This is a genomic window from Pseudomonas sp. GW456-12-1-14-TSB6, from assembly GCF_059424205.1.
This window is the reverse complement of sequence record NZ_JBWKZE010000010.1, coordinates 18,006-35,736: the sequence shown is the minus strand read 5'-3', so window position 1 is coordinate 35,736 and position 17,731 is coordinate 18,006. Positions and strand designations below refer to the sequence as shown.

At 62.5% G+C, this 17,731-nt stretch carries 18 protein-coding genes; 9 read left to right on the top strand and 9 right to left on the bottom strand.

Annotation, left to right across the window (positions count from 1 at the left end):
- Positions 1 to 26 precede the first annotated feature (26 nt).
- Positions 27 to 521 (bottom strand): SprT family zinc-dependent metalloprotease, encoded by a 495-nt coding sequence (locus AC07Y2_RS11490; protein WP_007957760.1) that lies wholly within the window; start codon positions 519 to 521, stop codon positions 27 to 29.
- Between the two features lie 160 nt (positions 522 to 681).
- Entirely contained in the window at positions 682 to 1,284 is a 603-nt protein-coding gene (locus AC07Y2_RS11485) for a Yip1 family protein (protein ID WP_007957761.1), read from the bottom strand.
- A gap of 289 nt (positions 1,285 to 1,573) precedes the next feature.
- On the opposite strand from AC07Y2_RS11485, the gene ttcA reads away from it, so the two are divergent.
- Entirely contained in the window at positions 1,574 to 2,398 is an 825-nt protein-coding gene (ttcA, locus tag AC07Y2_RS11480) for a tRNA 2-thiocytidine(32) synthetase TtcA (RefSeq protein ID WP_011335493.1), read from the top strand.
- Between the two features lie 68 nt (positions 2,399 to 2,466).
- Positions 2,467 to 3,141, top strand: a complete 675-nt coding sequence (locus tag AC07Y2_RS11475; RefSeq protein ID WP_039772888.1) for a DNA-3-methyladenine glycosylase I — start codon at positions 2,467 to 2,469, stop codon at positions 3,139 to 3,141.
- A gap of 129 nt (positions 3,142 to 3,270) precedes the next feature.
- Here the strand turns inward: AC07Y2_RS11475 and AC07Y2_RS11470 are convergent, their stop codons facing one another.
- Genes AC07Y2_RS11470 through arsC form a run of 3 tightly spaced genes read right to left on the bottom strand, consistent with a single transcriptional unit; the run spans position 3,271 to position 4,644 of the window.
- The gene (locus tag AC07Y2_RS11470; protein WP_074688166.1) at positions 3,271 to 3,696 is read right to left on the bottom strand and encodes a DUF2069 domain-containing protein; all 426 of its coding nucleotides are present in this window, start codon (positions 3,694 to 3,696) and stop codon (positions 3,271 to 3,273) included.
- 1 nt (position 3,697) lies between these two features.
- Positions 3,698 to 4,294, bottom strand: coding sequence for an NAD(P)H:quinone oxidoreductase (gene wrbA / locus AC07Y2_RS11465; RefSeq protein ID WP_007957765.1), 597 nt, complete (start codon positions 4,292 to 4,294; stop codon positions 3,698 to 3,700).
- Entirely contained in the window at positions 4,291 to 4,644 is a 354-nt protein-coding gene (gene arsC, locus AC07Y2_RS11460) for an arsenate reductase (glutaredoxin) (RefSeq protein ID WP_011335489.1), read from the bottom strand. Before arsC ends, wrbA begins: the two co-directional genes overlap by 4 nt.
- A 114-nt stretch (positions 4,645 to 4,758) precedes the next feature.
- Between arsC and AC07Y2_RS11455 the strand changes: the two genes are divergently transcribed.
- The gene (locus AC07Y2_RS11455; protein ID WP_039772883.1) at positions 4,759 to 5,226 is read left to right on the top strand and encodes a TlpA disulfide reductase family protein; all 468 of its coding nucleotides are present in this window, start codon (positions 4,759 to 4,761) and stop codon (positions 5,224 to 5,226) included.
- A 142-nt stretch (positions 5,227 to 5,368) separates the two neighbouring features.
- On the opposite strand, the gene AC07Y2_RS11450 is transcribed toward AC07Y2_RS11455, so the two are convergent.
- Both AC07Y2_RS11450 and AC07Y2_RS11445 read right to left on the bottom strand, forming a co-directional pair.
- On the bottom strand, positions 5,369 to 5,773 hold the full coding sequence (locus AC07Y2_RS11450) for an META domain-containing protein (protein WP_007957769.1): 405 nt from the start codon (positions 5,771 to 5,773) through the stop codon (positions 5,369 to 5,371).
- On the bottom strand, positions 5,773 to 6,207 hold the full coding sequence (locus AC07Y2_RS11445; protein WP_103386077.1) for a hypothetical protein: 435 nt from the start codon (positions 6,205 to 6,207) through the stop codon (positions 5,773 to 5,775). Before AC07Y2_RS11445 ends, AC07Y2_RS11450 begins: the two co-directional genes overlap by 1 nt.
- Positions 6,208 to 6,340: 133 nt before the next feature.
- On the opposite strand from AC07Y2_RS11445, the gene AC07Y2_RS11440 reads away from it, so the two are divergent.
- On the top strand, positions 6,341 to 6,781 hold the full coding sequence (locus AC07Y2_RS11440; protein WP_103386088.1) for a hypothetical protein: 441 nt from the start codon (positions 6,341 to 6,343) through the stop codon (positions 6,779 to 6,781).
- Between the two features lie 10 nt (positions 6,782 to 6,791).
- Here AC07Y2_RS11440 and AC07Y2_RS11435 read toward each other — a convergent pair whose 3' ends face one another.
- The gene (locus AC07Y2_RS11435; protein ID WP_103386078.1) at positions 6,792 to 7,781 is read right to left on the bottom strand and encodes a 2-hydroxyacid dehydrogenase; all 990 of its coding nucleotides are present in this window, start codon (positions 7,779 to 7,781) and stop codon (positions 6,792 to 6,794) included.
- An 83-nt stretch (positions 7,782 to 7,864) separates the two neighbouring features.
- Complete coding sequence (locus tag AC07Y2_RS11430) at positions 7,865 to 10,618, bottom strand: response regulator (protein ID WP_074688520.1); 2,754 nt, start codon at positions 10,616 to 10,618, stop codon at positions 7,865 to 7,867.
- 216 nt (positions 10,619 to 10,834) lie between these two features.
- Here AC07Y2_RS11430 and AC07Y2_RS11425 point away from each other — a divergent pair, with 216 nt between their 5' ends.
- The 5 genes from AC07Y2_RS11425 (at position 10,835) to relA (ending at position 17,728) form a co-directional block, all read left to right on the top strand.
- Positions 10,835 to 11,557: a response regulator transcription factor gene (locus AC07Y2_RS11425; RefSeq protein ID WP_074688162.1), complete on the top strand. Its 723-nt coding sequence runs from the start codon at positions 10,835 to 10,837 to the stop codon at positions 11,555 to 11,557.
- Positions 11,544 to 12,968, top strand: a complete 1,425-nt coding sequence (locus tag AC07Y2_RS11420; RefSeq protein ID WP_103386079.1) for a sensor histidine kinase — start codon at positions 11,544 to 11,546, stop codon at positions 12,966 to 12,968. Before AC07Y2_RS11425 ends, AC07Y2_RS11420 begins: the two co-directional genes overlap by 14 nt.
- Before the next feature lie 140 nt (positions 12,969 to 13,108).
- Positions 13,109 to 14,011 carry a cysteine synthase CysM gene (gene cysM / locus AC07Y2_RS11415; RefSeq protein WP_103386080.1) on the top strand — a complete coding sequence of 301 codons (903 nt, stop codon included), beginning with the start codon at positions 13,109 to 13,111 and terminating at the stop codon, positions 14,009 to 14,011.
- A complete protein-coding gene (gene rlmD, locus AC07Y2_RS11410; protein WP_103386081.1) occupies positions 14,011 to 15,396 on the top strand; it encodes a 23S rRNA (uracil(1939)-C(5))-methyltransferase RlmD in 1,386 nt (461 codons plus the stop codon). The genes cysM and rlmD overlap by 1 nt, the downstream gene beginning before the upstream one ends.
- Positions 15,397 to 15,484: 88 nt before the next feature.
- Positions 15,485 to 17,728 carry a GTP diphosphokinase gene (gene relA, locus AC07Y2_RS11405; RefSeq protein ID WP_007957789.1) on the top strand — a complete coding sequence of 748 codons (2,244 nt, stop codon included), beginning with the start codon at positions 15,485 to 15,487 and terminating at the stop codon, positions 17,726 to 17,728.
- The last annotated feature ends 3 nt before the right edge of the window (positions 17,729 to 17,731 follow it).

Sequence of the window (17,731 nt, the reverse complement as noted above, 5' to 3'; positions counted from 1 at the left end):
GCAGAGCGTGGGAACGAGGTGGGGACTTACTCGACCCGCATCTCGCCACTGAACACCAGCGTGTTGCGGCAACGCCGGCACAGATAGCGCCGCCCCTGCCGGACCAGACTATGGCGCTGCGCCGAAAACGGAAAATCGCTATCCGCACACGGGCACTTATAGATATAGCGGGTCACGCTGCGGCGTTTGACTTCATAGGTATGGCAGCGGTCCGGCGGCAATTCGTAAACGCCGCGCATGATCAGTTGCCACTCCTCGCCGTGGGGCTGGATGCGGTCGCCGAACAGCTGGTGGGCGATCAGGTGCGCGACTTCGTGGGCCACGGTCTGCTTGAGGAAATGTTCGGTGTTTTCCCGGTACAGCTGCGGATTGAAACGCAGCAGGTTCTCGTGCAGATGCGCGACCCCGGCTTTTTGCCCGCGCAGCTTGAGGCTCACCACGGGGCGTTTGAAAGGACGTTTGAAAAAGGATTCAGCGAGTTGGAAACAGTCTTCGACGCGGGTATTGAGTTGCTCGGGCATGCTTGATGGATCTCCAGAGGCGTCGAGTATGCCGCAACCCCGGGGCGTTGCGAATCGTCGAACTGCCGAATGGTCGTCGCTCTTTTTCAACCGGCACGAGAAGGCCGCCTTGCGGCGGCCTGTGTTGGCGGATCTTGTTTTTCTCGGGATGAACCGATTGCTAATTGGTGTAGACGGGCCCCACGCCCAGTCCCCAGACAATCACGGTGAACGCCATGATGGCCACCAGCACCACCAGACCCACCGCCAGTACCGAGCTGGAAAACAGGAAACCCTCGTCGGACGGAATGTTCATGAAGGTCGGCAGCCCCACATACAACAGATACACCGTGTAGCAGATGGCCGCCGTGCCGACGATCATCCCCAGCCACATGTGCGGGTAGAGCGCCGCCAGCCCGCCGACGAACAACGGTGTCGCGGTGTAGGTGGCAAATGCCACGCAACGGGCCAGGCTCGGGTTGGCGTCATAGGTGCGGGCCATCCAGTGCACGAAGGCACCCATGACCGCGACCCCGCCGAGCATTGCCAGGTAAGACATGATCGTCATCCACAACGCGCTTTCGACGGTGAGCATCACCGGTGCGCGGTTGCCGATCACCCAGCCGACCTGGGTGGTGCCGATAAATGCCGAAACAGCGGGGATCGCCGCCAGAATCAGCGTGTGCGTCAAGTACATGTGGCTGATGCTTTCTTCCTGGTCGCCACGGATTTCCTTCCATTCCTGATCGGGGTGGGTAAAAAGTCCCACTACGTGATGGATCATGCCAGTCACTCCTCTCGTTATTGCCATCGCCCCCCAGCGGAGCGCCTACGGGCCAATGCGGCCGAGCAAATACAGGTCTTCAGATTGTGTGCGACCTTATGTCGCAGTATAGAAAGGTCTTAACCGCACAGGTGATAGGGGCTTAGAGCAAATCGCGCTGTAAAACCTCGGGGTAATCGCGTCGAGGTCTGTGTAGACGGGCGTTACGAGCGGCGACAACCTGTGGCCACAAGCCCAGTGTTTTTGCGTAAAATGCCCGCCTTTCGTCACACCTCACGGATTTCGCGTCATGGGCACTCTTACGGTCAACCAGAACAAACTGCAAAAGCGCCTGCGCCGCCTGGCCGGCGAAGCCGTCACCGACTTCAACATGATCGAAGACGGCGACAAGGTCATGGTCTGCCTGTCCGGGGGCAAGGACAGCTACACCATGCTCGACGTGCTGATGCACCTGCAGAAGGTTGCACCGATCAAGTTCGAGATCGTCGCCGTGAACATGGACCAGAAGCAGCCGGGTTTCCCCGAGCACGTGCTGCCGGCCTACCTGAAAGAGCTGGGCATCGAGTACCACATCGTCGAGAAGGACACGTACTCGGTGGTCAAGGAACTGATCCCGGAAGGCAAGACCACCTGCTCGCTGTGCTCGCGCCTGCGTCGCGGCACGCTGTACACCTTTGCCGACGAAATCGGCGCGACCAAAATGGCTCTCGGTCATCATCGCGACGACATCGTCGAGACATTCTTCCTCAACATGTTCTTCAACGGCAGTCTCAAGGCCATGCCGCCGAAGCTGCGCGCCGACGATGGTCGCAACGTGGTGATCCGTCCGCTGGCCTACTGCAACGAGAAAGACATCCAGGCCTACTCGGACTTCAAGCAATTCCCGATCATCCCGTGCAACCTTTGCGGCTCCCAGGAAAACCTGCAGCGTCAGGTGGTCAAGGAAATGCTCCAGGACTGGGAACGCAAGACCCCGGGCCGTACCGAGAGTATTTTCCGCAGCCTGCAGAACGTGATCCCGTCGCAACTGGCTGACCGTAACCTGTTTGACTTCACCAGCCTGAAGATCGACGAGACGGCGGCTTCGCGTTTCGTCAATGTGGTGAACCTGTAAGTGATCTGATCGCTCGAAAGAAACGGCGCTCGCGGGCGCCGTTTTCAATTCATTTTTTAGGAGAGGGCATGCGCGACTACAAGTGGCTGCACGAATACTGTCTGAACCGCTTCGGTTCGGCGGCTGAACTGGAAGCCCATCTGCCCGTTCCCAAGACCCCGGCGCAACTGCGCAAGATCAGCGACGACCGTTATCTCTCGACCATGGCCCTGCGGGTATTTCGTGCCGGGCTCAAGCACAGTCTGGTGGACGCCAAGTGGCCGGCCTTCGAGGAAGTGTTCTTCAAGTTCGACCCGGAAAAGGTCGTGTTGATGAGTGCCGAACACCTTGAGCGGCTGATGCAGGATGCGCGGATCATCCGTCATCTGGGCAAGCTGAAAAGCGTGCCACGCAATGCGCAGTTCATTCTGGACGTCGAGAAAGAGAAGGGCAGTTTCGGTGCGTTGCTGGCCGACTGGCCGGTGACCGACATCGTCGGTTTGTGGACCTACCTGAAAAAGCACGGCCATCAATTGGGCGGGCTGTCGGCGCCGCGGTTTTTGCGGATGGTTGGCAAGGACACCTTTGTGCCGAGCTACGACGTGGTCGCGGCGTTGAATGCACAGAAGATCGTCGACAAGGCACCCACCAGCCTGCGGGATCTGGCGACGGTGCAGAACGCGTTCAACCAGTGGCATGAAGAGAGTGGCGGACGGCCGATGAGCCAGATCTCGATGATGCTGGCTTACACCGTCAATCATTGAGCCTAGGGTGATCGTTCCCACGCTCTGCGTGGGAATGCCGCCCGGGACGCTCTGCGTCCCTGAGACGCGGAGCGTCTCTTGATGCATTCCCACGCGGAGCGTGGGAACGATCTTGGAGTTGGAGCGCAGTCAGGCGACGGAGATTTCGCCTTCGCCCGCCAGTTTGCGGTTCAGCTGATACCGCCACCGCACATACAGCAACGCCGAGCAGAACACCGCCAGACTGGCGATCATCTCCAGCACGCCGAACAGCTGCCGGCTCGGGTCGTATGCGGCCAGCGCGCCCTTGATGAAATACAGGTTCACCACAAAGCACATCCACGAATGCCCGCGTGCGCTGCCCATGATCATGCCCGGTGCGAGCACGACCCATGGGATCAGCTCGATCAGCAGAATCACCCACGGCCGCGCGCCGTGCAGGTCGGCGAACACCAGGTAATACGCGGCGAGCAGTCCGGCCAGGCCGAAAAAACACAGCAGACTGATCACCCGCATGGCCCGCACCCGTGGCTCCAGCCACTCGACGGCGGGCAGGACTTTCGGCTTTCTGGCCATCTCAGTTCCCCAGTTTCTGGGCGGTCTTGGCCAGACGTGCGCCGAGTGCGCGGCACAGCGCCACTTCGTGCTGATCGAGACCGCTTTTGCCGTCGGCCCCGGCGTGATGGCTGGCGCCGTACGGCGTGCCGCCGCCCTGGGTTTCCAGCAGCGCTGACTCGCTGTAGGGCAGGCCGGTGATCAGCATGCCGTGGTGCAGCAGCGGCAGCATCATCGACAACAGGGTAGTTTCCTGGCCGCCATGCAGGCTGGCGGTGGAGGTAAACACCCCGGCCGGTTTGCCGACCAGCGCGCCGGTCAGCCACAGGTTGCTCGTGCCATCGAGGAAATACTTGAGCGGCGCGGCCATGTTGCCGAAACGGGTCGGGCTGCCGAGGGCCAGGCCGGCGCAGTTCTTCAGGTCATCCAGCGTGGCGTACAGCGCGCCTTCATCCGGAATGTCCGGTGCCACGGCTTCGCACTCGGTGGAGATCGCCGGCACGGTGCGCAGGCGTGCTTCGAGGCCGGCCTGCTCGACGCCACGGGCAATCTGCCGGGCCATCTCGTTGGTCGATCCGCTGCGGCTGTAATACAGAACCAGAATGTACGGCGCACTCACGGCAGCAGCTCCAGGATCTGCTCCGGTGGACGGCCGATGACGGCTTTGTCGCCGGCTTCGAGAATCGGTCGCTCCATCAACTTCGGATGTGCCGCGATGGCTTCGATCAGTTGTTTTTCGGTGAGACTGGCGTCGGCCAGGTTCAGGGTCTTGTATTCGTCTTCGCCGGTGCGCAGCAGTTGCCGTGCGCTGATTCCCAGCTTGCCGAGCAGCGCCTTGATCTGCGCGGCGTCCAGCGGGGTTTCGAGGTAGCGCACCACGTTTGGCGTCAGGCCGCGGGCTTCGAGGAGTTCGAGCGCACCGCGGGATTTCGAGCAGCGCGGGTTGTGATAAAGCGTCAGATCGGTCATGGGCGGGTCGCTTCTTGCGTAGAGTGGCGGCTATTCTAACTGTGCAGCGCGCAATCCAGAACCTTGGGAGGCGATGGGTCGCAGGCGCATTCAATTTTTCACAAGGAACACGACATGACACGGGCACTGGCAGCGGCATTGACGATCATCGGGGCGTTGATGCTGGGGGGCTGCGGTAACGACTACGGCATCGACCAGAACGGGCAGAAAGTGGCGTCCGAGCGCCTCGACAAACAATGGGTCGTGCTCAACTACTGGGCCGAATGGTGCGGCCCGTGCCGCACGGAAATCCCGGAACTCAACCATCTGGCCGAAGAGCTCAAGGGCAAGAAAATCGGCGTGTTCGGGGTCAACTTCGACAACGTGCAGGGTGAAGAGCTGAAGAGCGCCAGCGAAAAACTGGGCATCAAATTCACCGTACTGGCGCAGGACCCAGCGGAACTGTTCGAACTGCCGCGCAGTGAGGCCTTGCCGGTGACCTACATCATCGACAACAAGGGCAAGGTGCGGGAGCAGTTGATGGGTGAGCAGACGGCGGCGGGGGTGATGGCCAAGCTTGAGGCGTTGCAGGCGACTAACTGATTTGCCTTGGCTGATCGTCGCTGATCGTTCCCACGCTCCGCGTGGTAACGCCGCCCCGGACGCTCCGCGTCCGCTGTGACGCAGAGCGTCACGGGATGCATTCCCACGCAGAGCGTGGGAACGATCATTCAGGGCAGCAGGATCAGCCTTCTTCCAGCCACCAGCGCAATGGCTTGCCTTCAGCCGGCCAGAAGCGCATCTGCTCGATCGGCGAGATATCCCAGCGTTCCACGTGTTCCAGGGCCTGGAGGAAGCGTTGCTCCTGCTCCATGAGCGCCGGTGCGCAGAGTTTGCGGGTCTTGCCGATCTTGCCGAAGCTCAGCTTGTCGCCTTCCAGGGTGTACGGCGCGAACCAGTGGTTGCAGCCGCCATTGCCATACGCCCGCCCGTCATCGCCGAGGGTCACGGTCAGGTGGCTGTAATCCATCAGCGGACGCTCGCCGATCCATTCCAGAATGTAGCTACGGTTCTGTTGCAGTTGCACAGGCTCCGCGGCGCAACCCATCAGGCCGGCGCCGACAGCGGCGGTCAGGGCCAGGTGTTTCATCACGCCGGCTCCTGGCATTTCGGGCACAGATGCTTGTCGCCGACGGCTTTCCAGCCCAGCTCCGCAATACGTGCCGTGGCGGCCGGTTTTTCCGCAGGCTTGCCCAGTTTGGCGTCCACGGCGAATTCGAAGCTCAGCTCCTTGGCGCAGCTGTTGCAGTTGACCTGCCAGGTGTGGATCGCCAGTTCACCGAACACCGGGCCGGTGGTCATGGCAGTCCATTGACCCGGCGGGTTGATCAGGTGGCGGACGGTGTCGACGGTCAGGCGCATGGACAAGTCCTTGCTGCCTTTGAGGGTCACGACCAGCACGTCGCCGATGCGGATCGAGCCACCGTTGCCGGTGACCTGATAACGGCCCGGAACCAGGGCGCGGCATTCGGTGAGGGTGTGTTGCGGGTTCATCAGGGTGTAGCGGAAATCGTGTTCGACCATGGGTCCTCCAAATATGCGCGACATGCTAGCACGGGCTTGATTGCAGAATGATGCGCGCGTGCGACCTTCGATCCGGTTCAAATCGACACCGCAGTCGTGGCAAACTGCCGCCTTCATTTTCAAGGAACGGAACATGGCGCTGATCGAATGTTATGAATGCAAGCGGAGCATCAGCTCCGAAGCCACGGCGTGCATTCATTGCGGGGCTCCGCTGGCAGAGGCGCAGGCGTCTCACGCCGAAAAGGGCGCGTCGACGATTTCCTTTGGCAGCCTGCCGCGTAACAAGGCAGTGCCCGAGGCCTTCGTTCCGCCACCGGCCCCCGAGCGGCCGAAGATCATGCCGGCCGCGGCGGGGCGACGTCGTCGTTCGCAGCCTGTCGAGCCCGTGGCAAACCCGGACGGCTCGCGTCCGGTGGAAGGCTGGCTGAAGATCATGGCGTTTCTGATGCCGCTGGTGTTTGTCTGGTTCCTGCTGCGCAGCGGGCACTCCCTCAAGCAACGTTTACTGGGGTTCGGCTGGCTGGCGCTGTTGATCCTGTGCGTAGCGATTACCCCGACGCCACCTCCGGTCTGAGTCCGACCGTTCAGCCCTCGACCTGGTTCTGCGGCGTACCCGCCGCCCAGGTCGCGATATTGTGCAGGGTGGTCGCGGCAATCGCGCCCAGCGCCTCATGGGTCAGGAACGCCTGATGCGCGGTGACGATCACATTCGGGAACGTCAGCAGCCGCGCCAGCACGTCGTCCTGTAGCGGCAGGTCGGAACGGTCCTCGAAGAACAGCTGCGCCTCCTCTTCATACACATCCAGTCCCAGATAACCGAGCTGGCCGTCCTTCAGGGCGTCGATCAGCGCCGGCGTGTCCACCAGACCGCCGCGCCCGGTGTTGATCAGCATCGCCCCCGGTTGCATGTGCGCCAGCGAATTGCGGTTGATCAGGTGTCTGCTCTGTTCGTTGAGCGGGCAGTGCAGGCTGATGATCCGCGCTTGCGCCAGCAGGTCCGGCAGGCTCAGGTAGCGCGCGCCCAACGCTTCGACGGCAGGGTTCGGATAAGGGTCGTAGGCCAGCAGTTCGCAGCCGAAGCCGTGCATGATTTTCGCGAAGGTCGCGCCGATCTGTCCGGTGCCGACGATGCCGACCGTCTTGCCCACCAGATCGAAACCGGTAAGACCGTGCAGGCTGAAATCGCCTTCGCGGGTGCGGTTGTAGGCGCGATGCAGGCAACGGTTGAGGGCGAGGATCAACGCCACCGCATGCTCGGCCACCGCGTGGGGCGAGTAGGCCGGTACACGCACGACGGCCAGCCCGAGGCGTTTGGCGACGGCCAGATCCACATGGTTGTAGCCGGCCGAACGCAAGGCGATCAGGCGAGTGCCGCCGGCGGCCAGACGTTCCAGCACCGGCGCGCTCAGGTCATCGTTGATGAAGGCGCAGACTACTTCGTGATGTTCGGCCAACGCTGCGGTATCGAGACTGAGCCGGGCGGGCTGAAAGTGCAGTTCGATCCCGTCCGGGCAGTCGGCGGCGAGGAAACTGTCGCGGTCGTAGGTCTGGCTGCTGAAAACGATCGTGCGCATGAAATCCTCCTGGAGCATCGACGCGGGCGCAAATCACCCGCGACAACTTTAGCCGCGTCGGCGTTGACCGGCATTGTCGTGGATCAGGCGCTGATCTTCGCCTGGGCCGCCAGACGATTGATCGCCCGTTCCAGCTCGTCCAGCGCGGTCGAGGCCTTGGGATCCTGCTGCTTGAGCAGGGTTTCGCTGCGCTGGCAGGCGGCGCGCAATTGCGGCACGCCGCAGTAACGGGTGGCACCATGCAGGCGGTGCACCCGTTCCAGCAGACCGTTCTGATCCTGACTGTCGCGGGCGGTGCGAATGGCTTCGCGATCGGCCTCAAGCGAGGCCAGCAGCATCGCCAGCATGTCTGCCGCCAGATCCGCCTTGCCGGCGGCCAGGCGCAAACCTTCTTCGTGATCGAGAATTGGCAGTTCCTGATTGCCCAGCAGACTTTCGCCGCCTCGGTCCGGCGCCTGATTGCGCAATGCCAGGCCGGTCCACTTCAGCACGACCTGCGCCAGTTGCCGCTCGCTGATCGGCTTGGTCAGGTAGTCGTCCATGCCGCTTTGCAGCAGCGCGCGTTTTTCATTGGCCATGGCGTGGGCGGTGAGGGCAACGATCGGCAGCGGCGTGCAGTGCCGCTCGCTTTCCCACTGGCGAATCGTCTCGGTGCTCTGGCGTCCGTCCATGCCGGGCATCTGCACGTCCATCAGCACCAGATCGAAGGTTTCGTTCTGCACCGCCTTGACCGCGGCATAACCGCTTTCCACGGCCAGCACCTTGGCGCCCATGTCTTCGAGCAGCGTCTGCACCAGCAACAGGTTGGCCGGGTTGTCGTCGACGCACAGCACTTTCGGCGCGCGGCTCGACAACGGTTCGCCCGGTTCGCTGCGCTGCTGGCGCGGGTTGACCATGTCCGACAAGGCCCGGCGCAGTTTGCGGGTGCAGGCCGGTTTCGATTGCAGCTGACTGTGAGGGTTGGGCACCGAAAGGTGATAGAGCGTCAGCTCGGTGGTCGGGCACAACACCAGCACCCGGCAACCGAGGTGCTCAAGGTCCCAGATGTGCTGGTTGAGGCGCTCCGGCGGCATGTCGTTGCTGGTGATGCCGAGCACCGCCAGATCGATGGCCTGATCGGTCTGATGGGCGCCGGTAACGCCATTGGTCAGGCTTTCCAACGTGTTGAACGGCGTGACGTCGAGGCCGCAGTCTTCCAGTTGATGCTGCAGGGCCTGACGCGCCAGTTCGTGATTTTCCAGCACCGCCACCCGGCGCCCGAGCAACGGCGCGGCGGGCAGGTCTTCGGCATCGTCGCGGGTCTTGGGCAGGTTCAGGCTGATCCAGAATTCCGAACCTTCGCCCGGCGTGCTGTCGACGCCGATTTCGCCGCCCATCTGCTCGATCAGGCGCTTGGAAATCACCAGCCCCAGGCCGGTGCCACCGGGTTGGCGCGACAGCGAATTGTCGGCCTGGCTGAAAGCCTGGAACAACGCGCGCACATCCTGGTTCGACAAACCGATGCCGGTGTCCTGAATGCTGATGCGCAACTGCACGCTGTCGTCGTTTTCTTCTTCGAGCATGGCGCGGGCGACGATGGTGCCCTCGCGGGTGAACTTGATTGCGTTGCTCACCAGATTCGTCAGGATCTGCTTGAGCCGCAGCGGATCGCCGACCAGCGACAGCGGCGTATCGCGGTACACCAGACTCACCAGTTCCAGCTGCTTGGCGTGGGCGGCGGGGGCGAGGATGGTCAGGGTGTCCTGCAACAGGTCGCGCAGGTTGAACGGAATATGGTCGAGCACCAGTTTGCCGGCCTCGATCTTCGAGAAATCGAGGATCTCGTTGATGATCCCCAGCAGGCTGTCGGCGGACTTTTCGATGGTGCCCAGATAGTCGAGCTGGCGCGGGGTCAGTTCGCTTTTCTGCAACAGGTGGGTGAAACCCAGAATGCCGTTGAGCGGCGTGCGGATCTCGTGGCTCATGTTGGCGAGGAATTCGGATTTGATCCGGCTCGCTTCCAGCGCTTCCTTGCGGGCCAGGTCCAGCTCGATGTTCTGGATCTCGATGGTTTCCAGGTTCTGGCGCACGTCTTCGGTGGCCTGATCGACGCTGTGCTGCAATTCTTCCCGGGCGTTCTGCAGGGTGCCGGCCATGCGGTTGATGCCGGACGCCAGTTCATCCAGTTCCTGACTGCCCAGCGGTGGCAGGCGGGTTTCCAGGTGACCGTCCTTGAGCTGCGCGACGGCCTGTTTGATCTGGCTCAGCGGGCGGTTGATCGTGCGGCCCATGCGCAAGGCCAGCAGCGCGGCACCGGCCAGTCCCGCACCAATCAGCAACAGACTGGCGAACAGGCTTCGGTAGCCGCGCAACAGCATGCCGTTGTGCGACAGCTCCAGCTCGACCCAGCCGAGCAGGCGGTCGGACTCTTGCGGGATCAGCTCGCCGGCGAGGTTGCGGTGTTTGCCGAAGACCGGCAGCAGATAGCGGGTGGCATCGTTGCCGCTGCGTCGCAGCAGGTGCGCGCTGTCGCCGCTCGGCGCCTGGTTGAGCATGGTCGGGCCGGCGTGGGCGAGGGGAGAGCGATCGGGCGCGAGGAAGGTGACGGCGCGCACGTCTGGTTGTTCGAGGGACTGGGTGGCGATGCGCTCGAGCAGTTCGGCATCGCCGCGGCCCATGGCCGGTGCCACCAGCGGAGCCAGTTGCTCGGCGATCATTTCGCCGCGCTGCATCAGTTGGGTTTGCAGGTCGGACTGCTGCGTCCAGGTGAAATACCCGCCCAGCACCAGTGCCATCAGGCTGGTCGGCAACAGGGTCAGCAACAATACGCGACCTTTGATTCCCAGTTTCTTGAGCACGCCTTTCTCCTGCATCCCGCTGATCGTTGACTCACACGTGCGTCCGGCACGCGGTATCGGCGCAGTGTAGCGATTTGCTTGCGGGCAATCTTGGGAAAAATGATGTCGTGTTTGTTCACTTGCAGGCCGGTCATCTGTCCGACAGGTCAAGCTTGGGTTGCCGGGCGCCGGGCAATCTTGAATAATCGCCCAACTGAGAATTATTTGCAGATAGTCATGACTCCTGTCTCTATTGGCCAACCCCGCATTCTTTCCATCGAAGACGATCCCGTCCTCGGTGCCTATGTCCATGAACAACTGGGCCGCAGCGGCTTCCAGGTGACCTGGTGCCAGAACGGCAGCGAAGGCCTGAGCATTGCCCGGCGCCAGCCGTTCGATGTGGTGTTGATGGATATTCTGTTGCCGGGGCTGGATGGATTGAATGTCCTGACTCAACTGCGTCAGAGCCATTCCACGCCGGTGCTGCTGATGTCAGCCCTCGGTGCCGAAGCCGACCGTATCAGCGGTTTCCGCCTCGGCGCCGACGACTATCTGCCCAAACCCTTCAGCATGGCCGAGCTGCATGTGCGGATCGAAGCGATCCTGCGCCGGGTCGCCCTCGACCGTCGTCCGGCGGCTATCGCTCCGGCGGTGCCGGTCGGCGGACTGCGTTTCGACGACGAGCAGTGCGATGTGTTCTACGTCGACCAGCCCGCCGGCCTGACTCGCAGCGAATACCGCCTGCTGGAAACCCTCAACCGCAACGACGAGGAAGTGCTGAGCAAGGCCTTCCTTTATCAGCACGTTCTTCAGCGTGGTTATGCCGCCCACGACCGCAGCCTCGACATGCACATCAGCCAGATCCGCCGCAAACTCAAGTCGGTCGGCTACACCGAGCGTGAAGTGCGCACGGTGTGGGGCAAGGGTTACGTCCTGAGTGCCGTCGATGAAAGTGTCTGACCTGCCGGGCCGGCACTCGCTGTTCTGGAAGCTCGCCTGTCTGCTGGTGGCGTTCTGTCTGCTGATGATCTGGCTGAGCTGGTCCTGGGGCCGGTACATGGAGCAGCGCAACCAGTTCCTCTCCGACGACGCCCGTCGCACGCTGAGCCGTTATGCCGCCGAGGCCGAGCGCGCCTGGCAGCAGGGCGGGCGCGATGGCATCGACAGCTGGTTGCAGAGCATGGAGTTGCGTGAGGCCGGCTGGGTCGGCGTGATCGGCGGCAACCTGCAGTCGCTGGGCAGCCAGCCGTTGAACGCTCAAGAGCTTCAACGCCTGACCTTCCTGCGTGGCCTTGACTGGCCGATTCACAAAAAGGGCCGGCCGTGGCTGCGGGTCCCATTTCCCAATGACCCGACCGCCGGCAGTCTGGTGATCGAGTTGCCCGAGCGATTTCTGCCGGGCAAATACCGGGTGTTCTGGCGGGTCATCACCAACGGTGTGATTCCCGGTCTGTTCACCTTGCTGCTGTGCGTCGGCCTGTATCGCCTGTTGGTGGTGCCGCTGAACAATCTGCGCGAGCAGGCCAATGCGTGGCGTGCCGATCAATTGAATGTGCGGTTGTCGAGCGGCATCACCCAGCGCCCCGATGAACTCGGCGAACTGGCCCGCGCCTTCGATTCGATGTCCGAACGCCTGCAATCCACCGTGGCCCTGCAACAGCAACTGTTGCGCGACCTGTCCCACGAACTGCGCACGCCCCTGAGTCGGTTGCGGGTCGCCAGCGAAAGCGAGCAGCAGCTGCAACCGCTGCGCGAACGTATCGGTCGCGAAGTCGACGTGATGCAGCGATTGGTGGAGGACACCTTGCAGCTGGCCTGGCTCGACACCGAACGCGCGCCGTTGCCGGACGAAGCGATCCAGATTCAGGCGCTGTGGGAAATGCTCACCGAAAACGCCTGCTACGAAAGCTGCTGTCCGATGGGGCAGTTGCAGTGCGGCGTTGAAGCTTCCTGCTGGGTACGCGGCAATCTCAACACCCTGGCCCAGGCCCTGGAAAACATTCTGCGCAATGCGATTCGTCATTCGCCACCGGGCGGCATCGTGCGGCTCGACGGTCGACGGGACGGCGATTACTGGCACCTGTGGCTGGAGGACGAGGGTGGCGGCGTGGCCGAGGCGGATCTGGAGCGGATCTTCTCGCCCTTCATCCGACTCGACGGCTCGCGGCCGGGAGACGGTGGATTTGGGTTGGGGCTGAGTATCGCGAGGAACGCGGTGCAACGCCAGGGCGGAACCCTATGGGCGGAGAATGGCCCGTCGGGATTGCGCTTGAATCTGCGGTTGGTGGCGGATGACAGTGCTGTCAGTCCCGACGTCTTCGCTGGCAAGCCAGCTCCCACCGTGGACTTGAACCGCCCGCAGATTGTGTGAGCGGCACAGGAAAGTCTCACCACTGGTCAGACTTTTCTGCTTATTCCAATAAACCATAAGCACCACACTTTGCGTGATATGGCCTGCGCAGGTTTGCCGGTATGATAGGCGCCCCCGCTGTCCGGATTGCGAAAAACGCCATGACCTTGCAGTACCCAACCATCGCCGATTGCGTCGGCAACACGCCGCTGGTGCGTTTGCAGCGCCTGCCCGGTGTCACCAGCAACACCCTTTTGCTCAAGCTCGAAGGGAACAACCCGGCGGGTTCGGTCAAGGATCGTCCGGCGCTGTCGATGATCACCCGTGCCGAGTTGCGCGGGCAGATCCACGAAGGCGATACGCTGATCGAAGCGACCTCGGGCAACACCGGGATCGCCCTGGCGATGGCCGCCGCGATCAAGGGTTACAAGATGATCCTGATCATGCCGGACAACTCCAGCGCCGAGCGTAAGGCGGCGATGACCGCTTACGGCGCAGAGCTGATTCTGGTCAGCCAGGAAGAGGGCATGGAAGGCGCTCGCGATCTCGCCCAGCTGATGGAAGCCGAAGGCCGTGGCAAGGTGCTGGATCAGTTCGCCAACGGCGACAACCCTGAAGCGCACTACACCACCACCGGCCCGGAAATCTGGCGTCAGACCCAGGGCTCCATCACCCACTTCGTCAGCTCCATGGGCACCACCGGCACCATCATGGGCGTGTCGCGTTACCTCAAGGAACAGAACGACAACGTGCAGATCATCGGCCTGCAACCGATGGAAGGCTCGGCCATTCCCGGCATCCGCCGCTGGCCGCAGGAATACCTGCCGAAGATCTACCAGGCCGACCGCGTTGACCGCATCGTCGACATGGCGCAAAGCGAAGCCGAGGACGTCACCCGGCGTCTGGCCCGCGAAGAAGGCATCTTCTGCGGCGTGTCCTCGGGCGGTGCGGTGGCAGCGATGCTGCGCCTGTCCAAAGAAGTTGAAAACGCGGTGATCGTCGCGATCATCTGCGACCGTGGCGACCGTTACCTGTCGACCGGCATTTTCGACGCGCCCAACTGATGGCCAAGCATGAGAGAGGCCTGCGCTTCCAGCCCACCGGCGGCAGCAAGGCCGCGCAAATCCCGACCGGCAAAAAGCAGCGCCTGAGCATCGAGCGCCTGGCCAATGACGGTCGCGGCATCGCGTTTTTTGAAGGCAAAACCTGGTTCGTCCTCGGCGCCCTCGCGGGTGAAGAGGTCGAAGCGCGGGTGCTCGGCGCTCACGGCAAAGTGGTCGAGGCGCGCACCGAGCGCGTGTTCAGCGCCAGTCAATTGCGTCGTCCCGCACCTTGCCAGCACGCCGGCCGTTGCGGCGGTTGCAGCGTTCAGCATCTGCCCCACAACGAACAGCTTGCCCTGAAACAGCGCATGCTCGCCGAGCAGTTGTCGCGAGTCGCCGGTGCCGAGCCCGAAGAGTGGGCGGCGCCGTTGACCGGCCCCGAATTCAGCTACCGTCGCCGCGCCCGGATCGCCGTGCGCTGGGACAGCAAGACCAAGAAGCTCGAAGTCGGTTTCCGCGCCGCCGGCAGTCAGGACATCGTCGCGATCAGCGAATGCCCGGTGCTGGTACAGCCCTTGCAGCCGATCATGACCCGCTTGCCGGAGATGCTGCGACGCTTGAGCAAACCTCAGGCGCTGGGGCATGTCGAATTGTTCAGTGGCTCGTCACTCGCCGTACTGCTGCGTCACATGGCGCCGCTGTCCGAGGCCGACCTGACGATCCTCAAGGATTTCTGCGCGTTCCATGAAGCGCAGCTCTGGCTGCATGGCGAAGGCGAACCGCAGCCGGTGGATGATGCACAGTCGCTTGGCTATCACCTGGAACAGTGGGATCTGCAATTGGCTTACCGGCCGGGGGATTTCATCCAGGTCAATGCCGGGGTCAACGAGGCCATGGTCGCCCAGGCGCTGGACTGGTTGAAACCGACGAGCGATGAGCGCGTGCTCGACCTGTTTTGCGGCCTCGGCAACTTCGCCCTGCCGCTGGCGAAAGCTGCGCGTGAAGTGGTGGCGGTCGAAGGCGTGCAGACCATGGTCGATCGCGCGGCAGCGAATGCCGCCAGCAACAATTTGCATAACACAAAGTTTTTTCAGGCCGATTTATCCCAGCCTTTGACCGATGCCCAGTGGATCGGAAACGGCTTTTCTGCGGTACTCTTGGACCCACCGCGCGACGGTGCTTTCGAGGTGGTGCGCAAGCTGGCGGCCTTGGGCGCCAAACGGTTGGTGTACGTGTCGTGCAACCCTGCAACTCTGGCGCGCGATACGGTCGAATTGATCAAGCAGGGCTACCGGTTAAAACGTGCCGGGATTCTCGATATGTTTCCTCAGACGGCACATGTCGAGGCCATGGCGTTATTTGAAGCGAGCCAGGATGGCTCGTCTGATCCGACTGGTCGTCCGTAGCGCTCGCCTTGGCCCCGCGAGCGCGAACGGGCATTGACGGTCAGTGATTTGACGCATTGAATCTGCGTCGTAGGGAAGGTAAAGCAAGATGGTACAGGTGAGAGCACACCAGCCGATCAACACTGACGGCAGTATCAATCTCGAGGCTTGGCTCGATCACGCGGTCAGTGTCGATCTGGCACTGGATCGCGAAGCCTTGAAAGAGGCCTGCGAGTACGCTCGCCAGGCCGAGCAGCAATCCAATGCGGCGAAGAATCTCTGGTCCGAAGGCAGCGGCAGTTTCAGCACGGGCCTCGAGATCGCCGAGATCCTCGCCGACCTCAAGCTCGATCAGGATTCGCTGGTTGCCGCGGTTCTTTATCGCGGCGTACGCGAAGGCCAGATTGAACTCGCAGCGGTCAGCCAGCGCTTCGGCCCGGTGGTCGCCAAGCTGATCGACGGCGTGCTGCGCATGGCGGCGATCAGTGCCAGCCTCAGCCCGCGCCAGTCGATGGTGCTCGGCACTCAGGGCCAGGTGGAAAACCTGCGCAAGATGCTGGTGGCGATGGTCGACGACGTGCGTGTCGCGCTGATCAAACTCGCCGAACGCACCTGCGCGATCCGTGCAGTGAAAACCGCCGACGACGAAAAACGTAACCGGGTCGCCCGGGAAGTGTTCGACATCTATGCGCCGCTCGCGCATCGACTCGGCATCGGTCATATCAAATGGGAACTGGAGGACCTGTCCTTCCGTTACCTGGAACCCGATCAATACAAACAGATTGCCAAGCTGCTGCATGAGCGGCGGCTGGATCGTGAGCGTTTCATCGCCGACGTGATGACCCAGCTCAAGGACGAACTGCAGGCCACCGGCGTCGAAGCCGACATCAGCGGTCGGGCCAAACACATCTATTCGATCTGGCGCAAAATGCAGCGCAAGGGTCTGGAGTTCAGCCAGATCTACGACGTGCGTGCGGTGCGCGTGCTGGTGCCGGAAATGCGCGACTGCTACACCGCGCTCGGTATCGTCCACACCCTGTGGCGGCATATCCCGAAAGAGTTCGACGACTACATCGCCAACCCGAAAGAGAACGGCTACCGCTCGCTGCACACGGCGGTAATCGGCCCGGAAGGCAAGGTGCTGGAAGTCCAGATCCGGACCCATTCGATGCACGAAGAGGCCGAACTCGGTGTCTGCGCGCACTGGCGCTACAAGGGCACCGACGTCAAGTCCGGCTCCAATCACTACGAAGAGAAAATCTCCTGGCTGCGTCAGGTCCTCGAGTGGCACGAAGAGCTGGGCGACATCGGTGGTCTGGCCGAACAGCTGCGGGTCGATATCGAGCCGGACCGGGTCTACATCTTCACCCCGGACGGTCACGCCATCGACTTGCCGAAGGGCGCGACGCCGCTGGACTTCGCCTACCGCGTACACACCGAAATCGGTCACAACTGCCGTGGCGCGAAGATCAACGGGCGCATCGTTCCGCTCAACTACAGCCTGCAGACCGGTGAACAGGTCGAGATCATCACCAGCAAGCACGGCACTCCGAGCCGTGACTGGCTGAACCCGAATCTGGGCTACGTCACCACGTCCCGGGCGCGGGCGAAGATCGTGCACTGGTTCAAGTTGCAGGCGCGCGATCAGAACGTCGCGGCGGGCAAGACCCTGCTCGAGCGCGAGCTCAATCGCCTCGGCCTGCCGGCGGTGGACTTCGACAAGCTGGCCGACAAGGCCAACATGAAAACCGCCGAGGACATGTTCGCCGCCCTCGGTGCCGGCGACCTGCGTCTGGCGCAGCTGGTCAATCTGGCGCAACAACTGGTCGAGCCGGAACGCGGCAACGAACAGCTGGAACTGATTCCGCGCAAGGCGACCGGCTACAAACCGGGCAAGCGCGGCGACATTCAGATCCAGGGCGTCGGCAACCTGATGACCCAGATGGCCGGCTGCTGCCAGCCGTTGCCGGGCGATGCGATCGTCGGCTACATCACCCAGGGCCGTGGCGTGAGCATTCACCGTCAGGACTGCGCCTCGGTGCTGCAACTGGCCGGGCGCGAGCCGGAGCGGATCATCCAGGTCAGCTGGGGCCCGGTGCCGGTGCTCACCTATCCGGTGGATATCGTCATCCGCGCCTACGATCGTTCCGGTCTGCTGCGTGACGTTTCGCAGGTGCTGCTCAACGAGCGGATCAACGTGCTGGCGGTCAACACCCGCTCGAACAAGGAGGACAACACCGCGCTGATGTCCCTGACCATCGAGATTCCGGGTCTGGACGCGCTGGGGCGGTTGCTGGGGCGGATTTCCCAGTTGCCGAACATCATCGAAACGCGGCGTAACCGGACTCCATGAAAC

Excerpts from the sequence above, each read along its gene's own strand:
- ttcA (WP_011335493.1), top strand. The coding sequence starts at position 1,574 with ATGGGCACTCTTACGGTCAACCAGAACAAACTGCAAAAGCGCCTGCGC.
- cysM (WP_103386080.1), top strand. The coding sequence starts at position 13,109 with ATGACCTTGCAGTACCCAACCATCGCCGATTGCGTCGGCAACACGCCG.
- AC07Y2_RS11455 (WP_039772883.1), top strand. The coding sequence starts at position 4,759 with ATGACACGGGCACTGGCAGCGGCATTGACGATCATCGGGGCGTTGATG.
- rlmD (WP_103386081.1), top strand. The coding sequence starts at position 14,011 with ATGGCCAAGCATGAGAGAGGCCTGCGCTTCCAGCCCACCGGCGGCAGC.
- AC07Y2_RS11440 (WP_103386088.1), top strand. The coding sequence starts at position 6,341 with ATGGCGCTGATCGAATGTTATGAATGCAAGCGGAGCATCAGCTCCGAA.
- AC07Y2_RS11475 (WP_039772888.1), top strand. The coding sequence starts at position 2,467 with ATGCGCGACTACAAGTGGCTGCACGAATACTGTCTGAACCGCTTCGGT.
- AC07Y2_RS11470 (WP_074688166.1), bottom strand. The coding sequence starts at position 3,696 with ATGGCCAGAAAGCCGAAAGTCCTGCCCGCCGTCGAGTGGCTGGAGCCA.
- arsC (WP_011335489.1), bottom strand. The coding sequence starts at position 4,644 with ATGACCGATCTGACGCTTTATCACAACCCGCGCTGCTCGAAATCCCGC.
- AC07Y2_RS11450 (WP_007957769.1), bottom strand. The coding sequence starts at position 5,773 with ATGAAACACCTGGCCCTGACCGCCGCTGTCGGCGCCGGCCTGATGGGT.
- AC07Y2_RS11435 (WP_103386078.1), bottom strand. The coding sequence starts at position 7,781 with ATGCGCACGATCGTTTTCAGCAGCCAGACCTACGACCGCGACAGTTTC.
- AC07Y2_RS11425 (WP_074688162.1), top strand. The coding sequence starts at position 10,835 with ATGACTCCTGTCTCTATTGGCCAACCCCGCATTCTTTCCATCGAAGAC.
- relA (WP_007957789.1), top strand. The coding sequence starts at position 15,485 with ATGGTACAGGTGAGAGCACACCAGCCGATCAACACTGACGGCAGTATC.
- AC07Y2_RS11490 (WP_007957760.1), bottom strand. The coding sequence starts at position 521 with ATGCCCGAGCAACTCAATACCCGCGTCGAAGACTGTTTCCAACTCGCT.
- AC07Y2_RS11485 (WP_007957761.1), bottom strand. The coding sequence starts at position 1,284 with ATGATCCATCACGTAGTGGGACTTTTTACCCACCCCGATCAGGAATGG.
- AC07Y2_RS11445 (WP_103386077.1), bottom strand. The coding sequence starts at position 6,207 with ATGGTCGAACACGATTTCCGCTACACCCTGATGAACCCGCAACACACC.
- AC07Y2_RS11420 (WP_103386079.1), top strand. The coding sequence starts at position 11,544 with ATGAAAGTGTCTGACCTGCCGGGCCGGCACTCGCTGTTCTGGAAGCTC.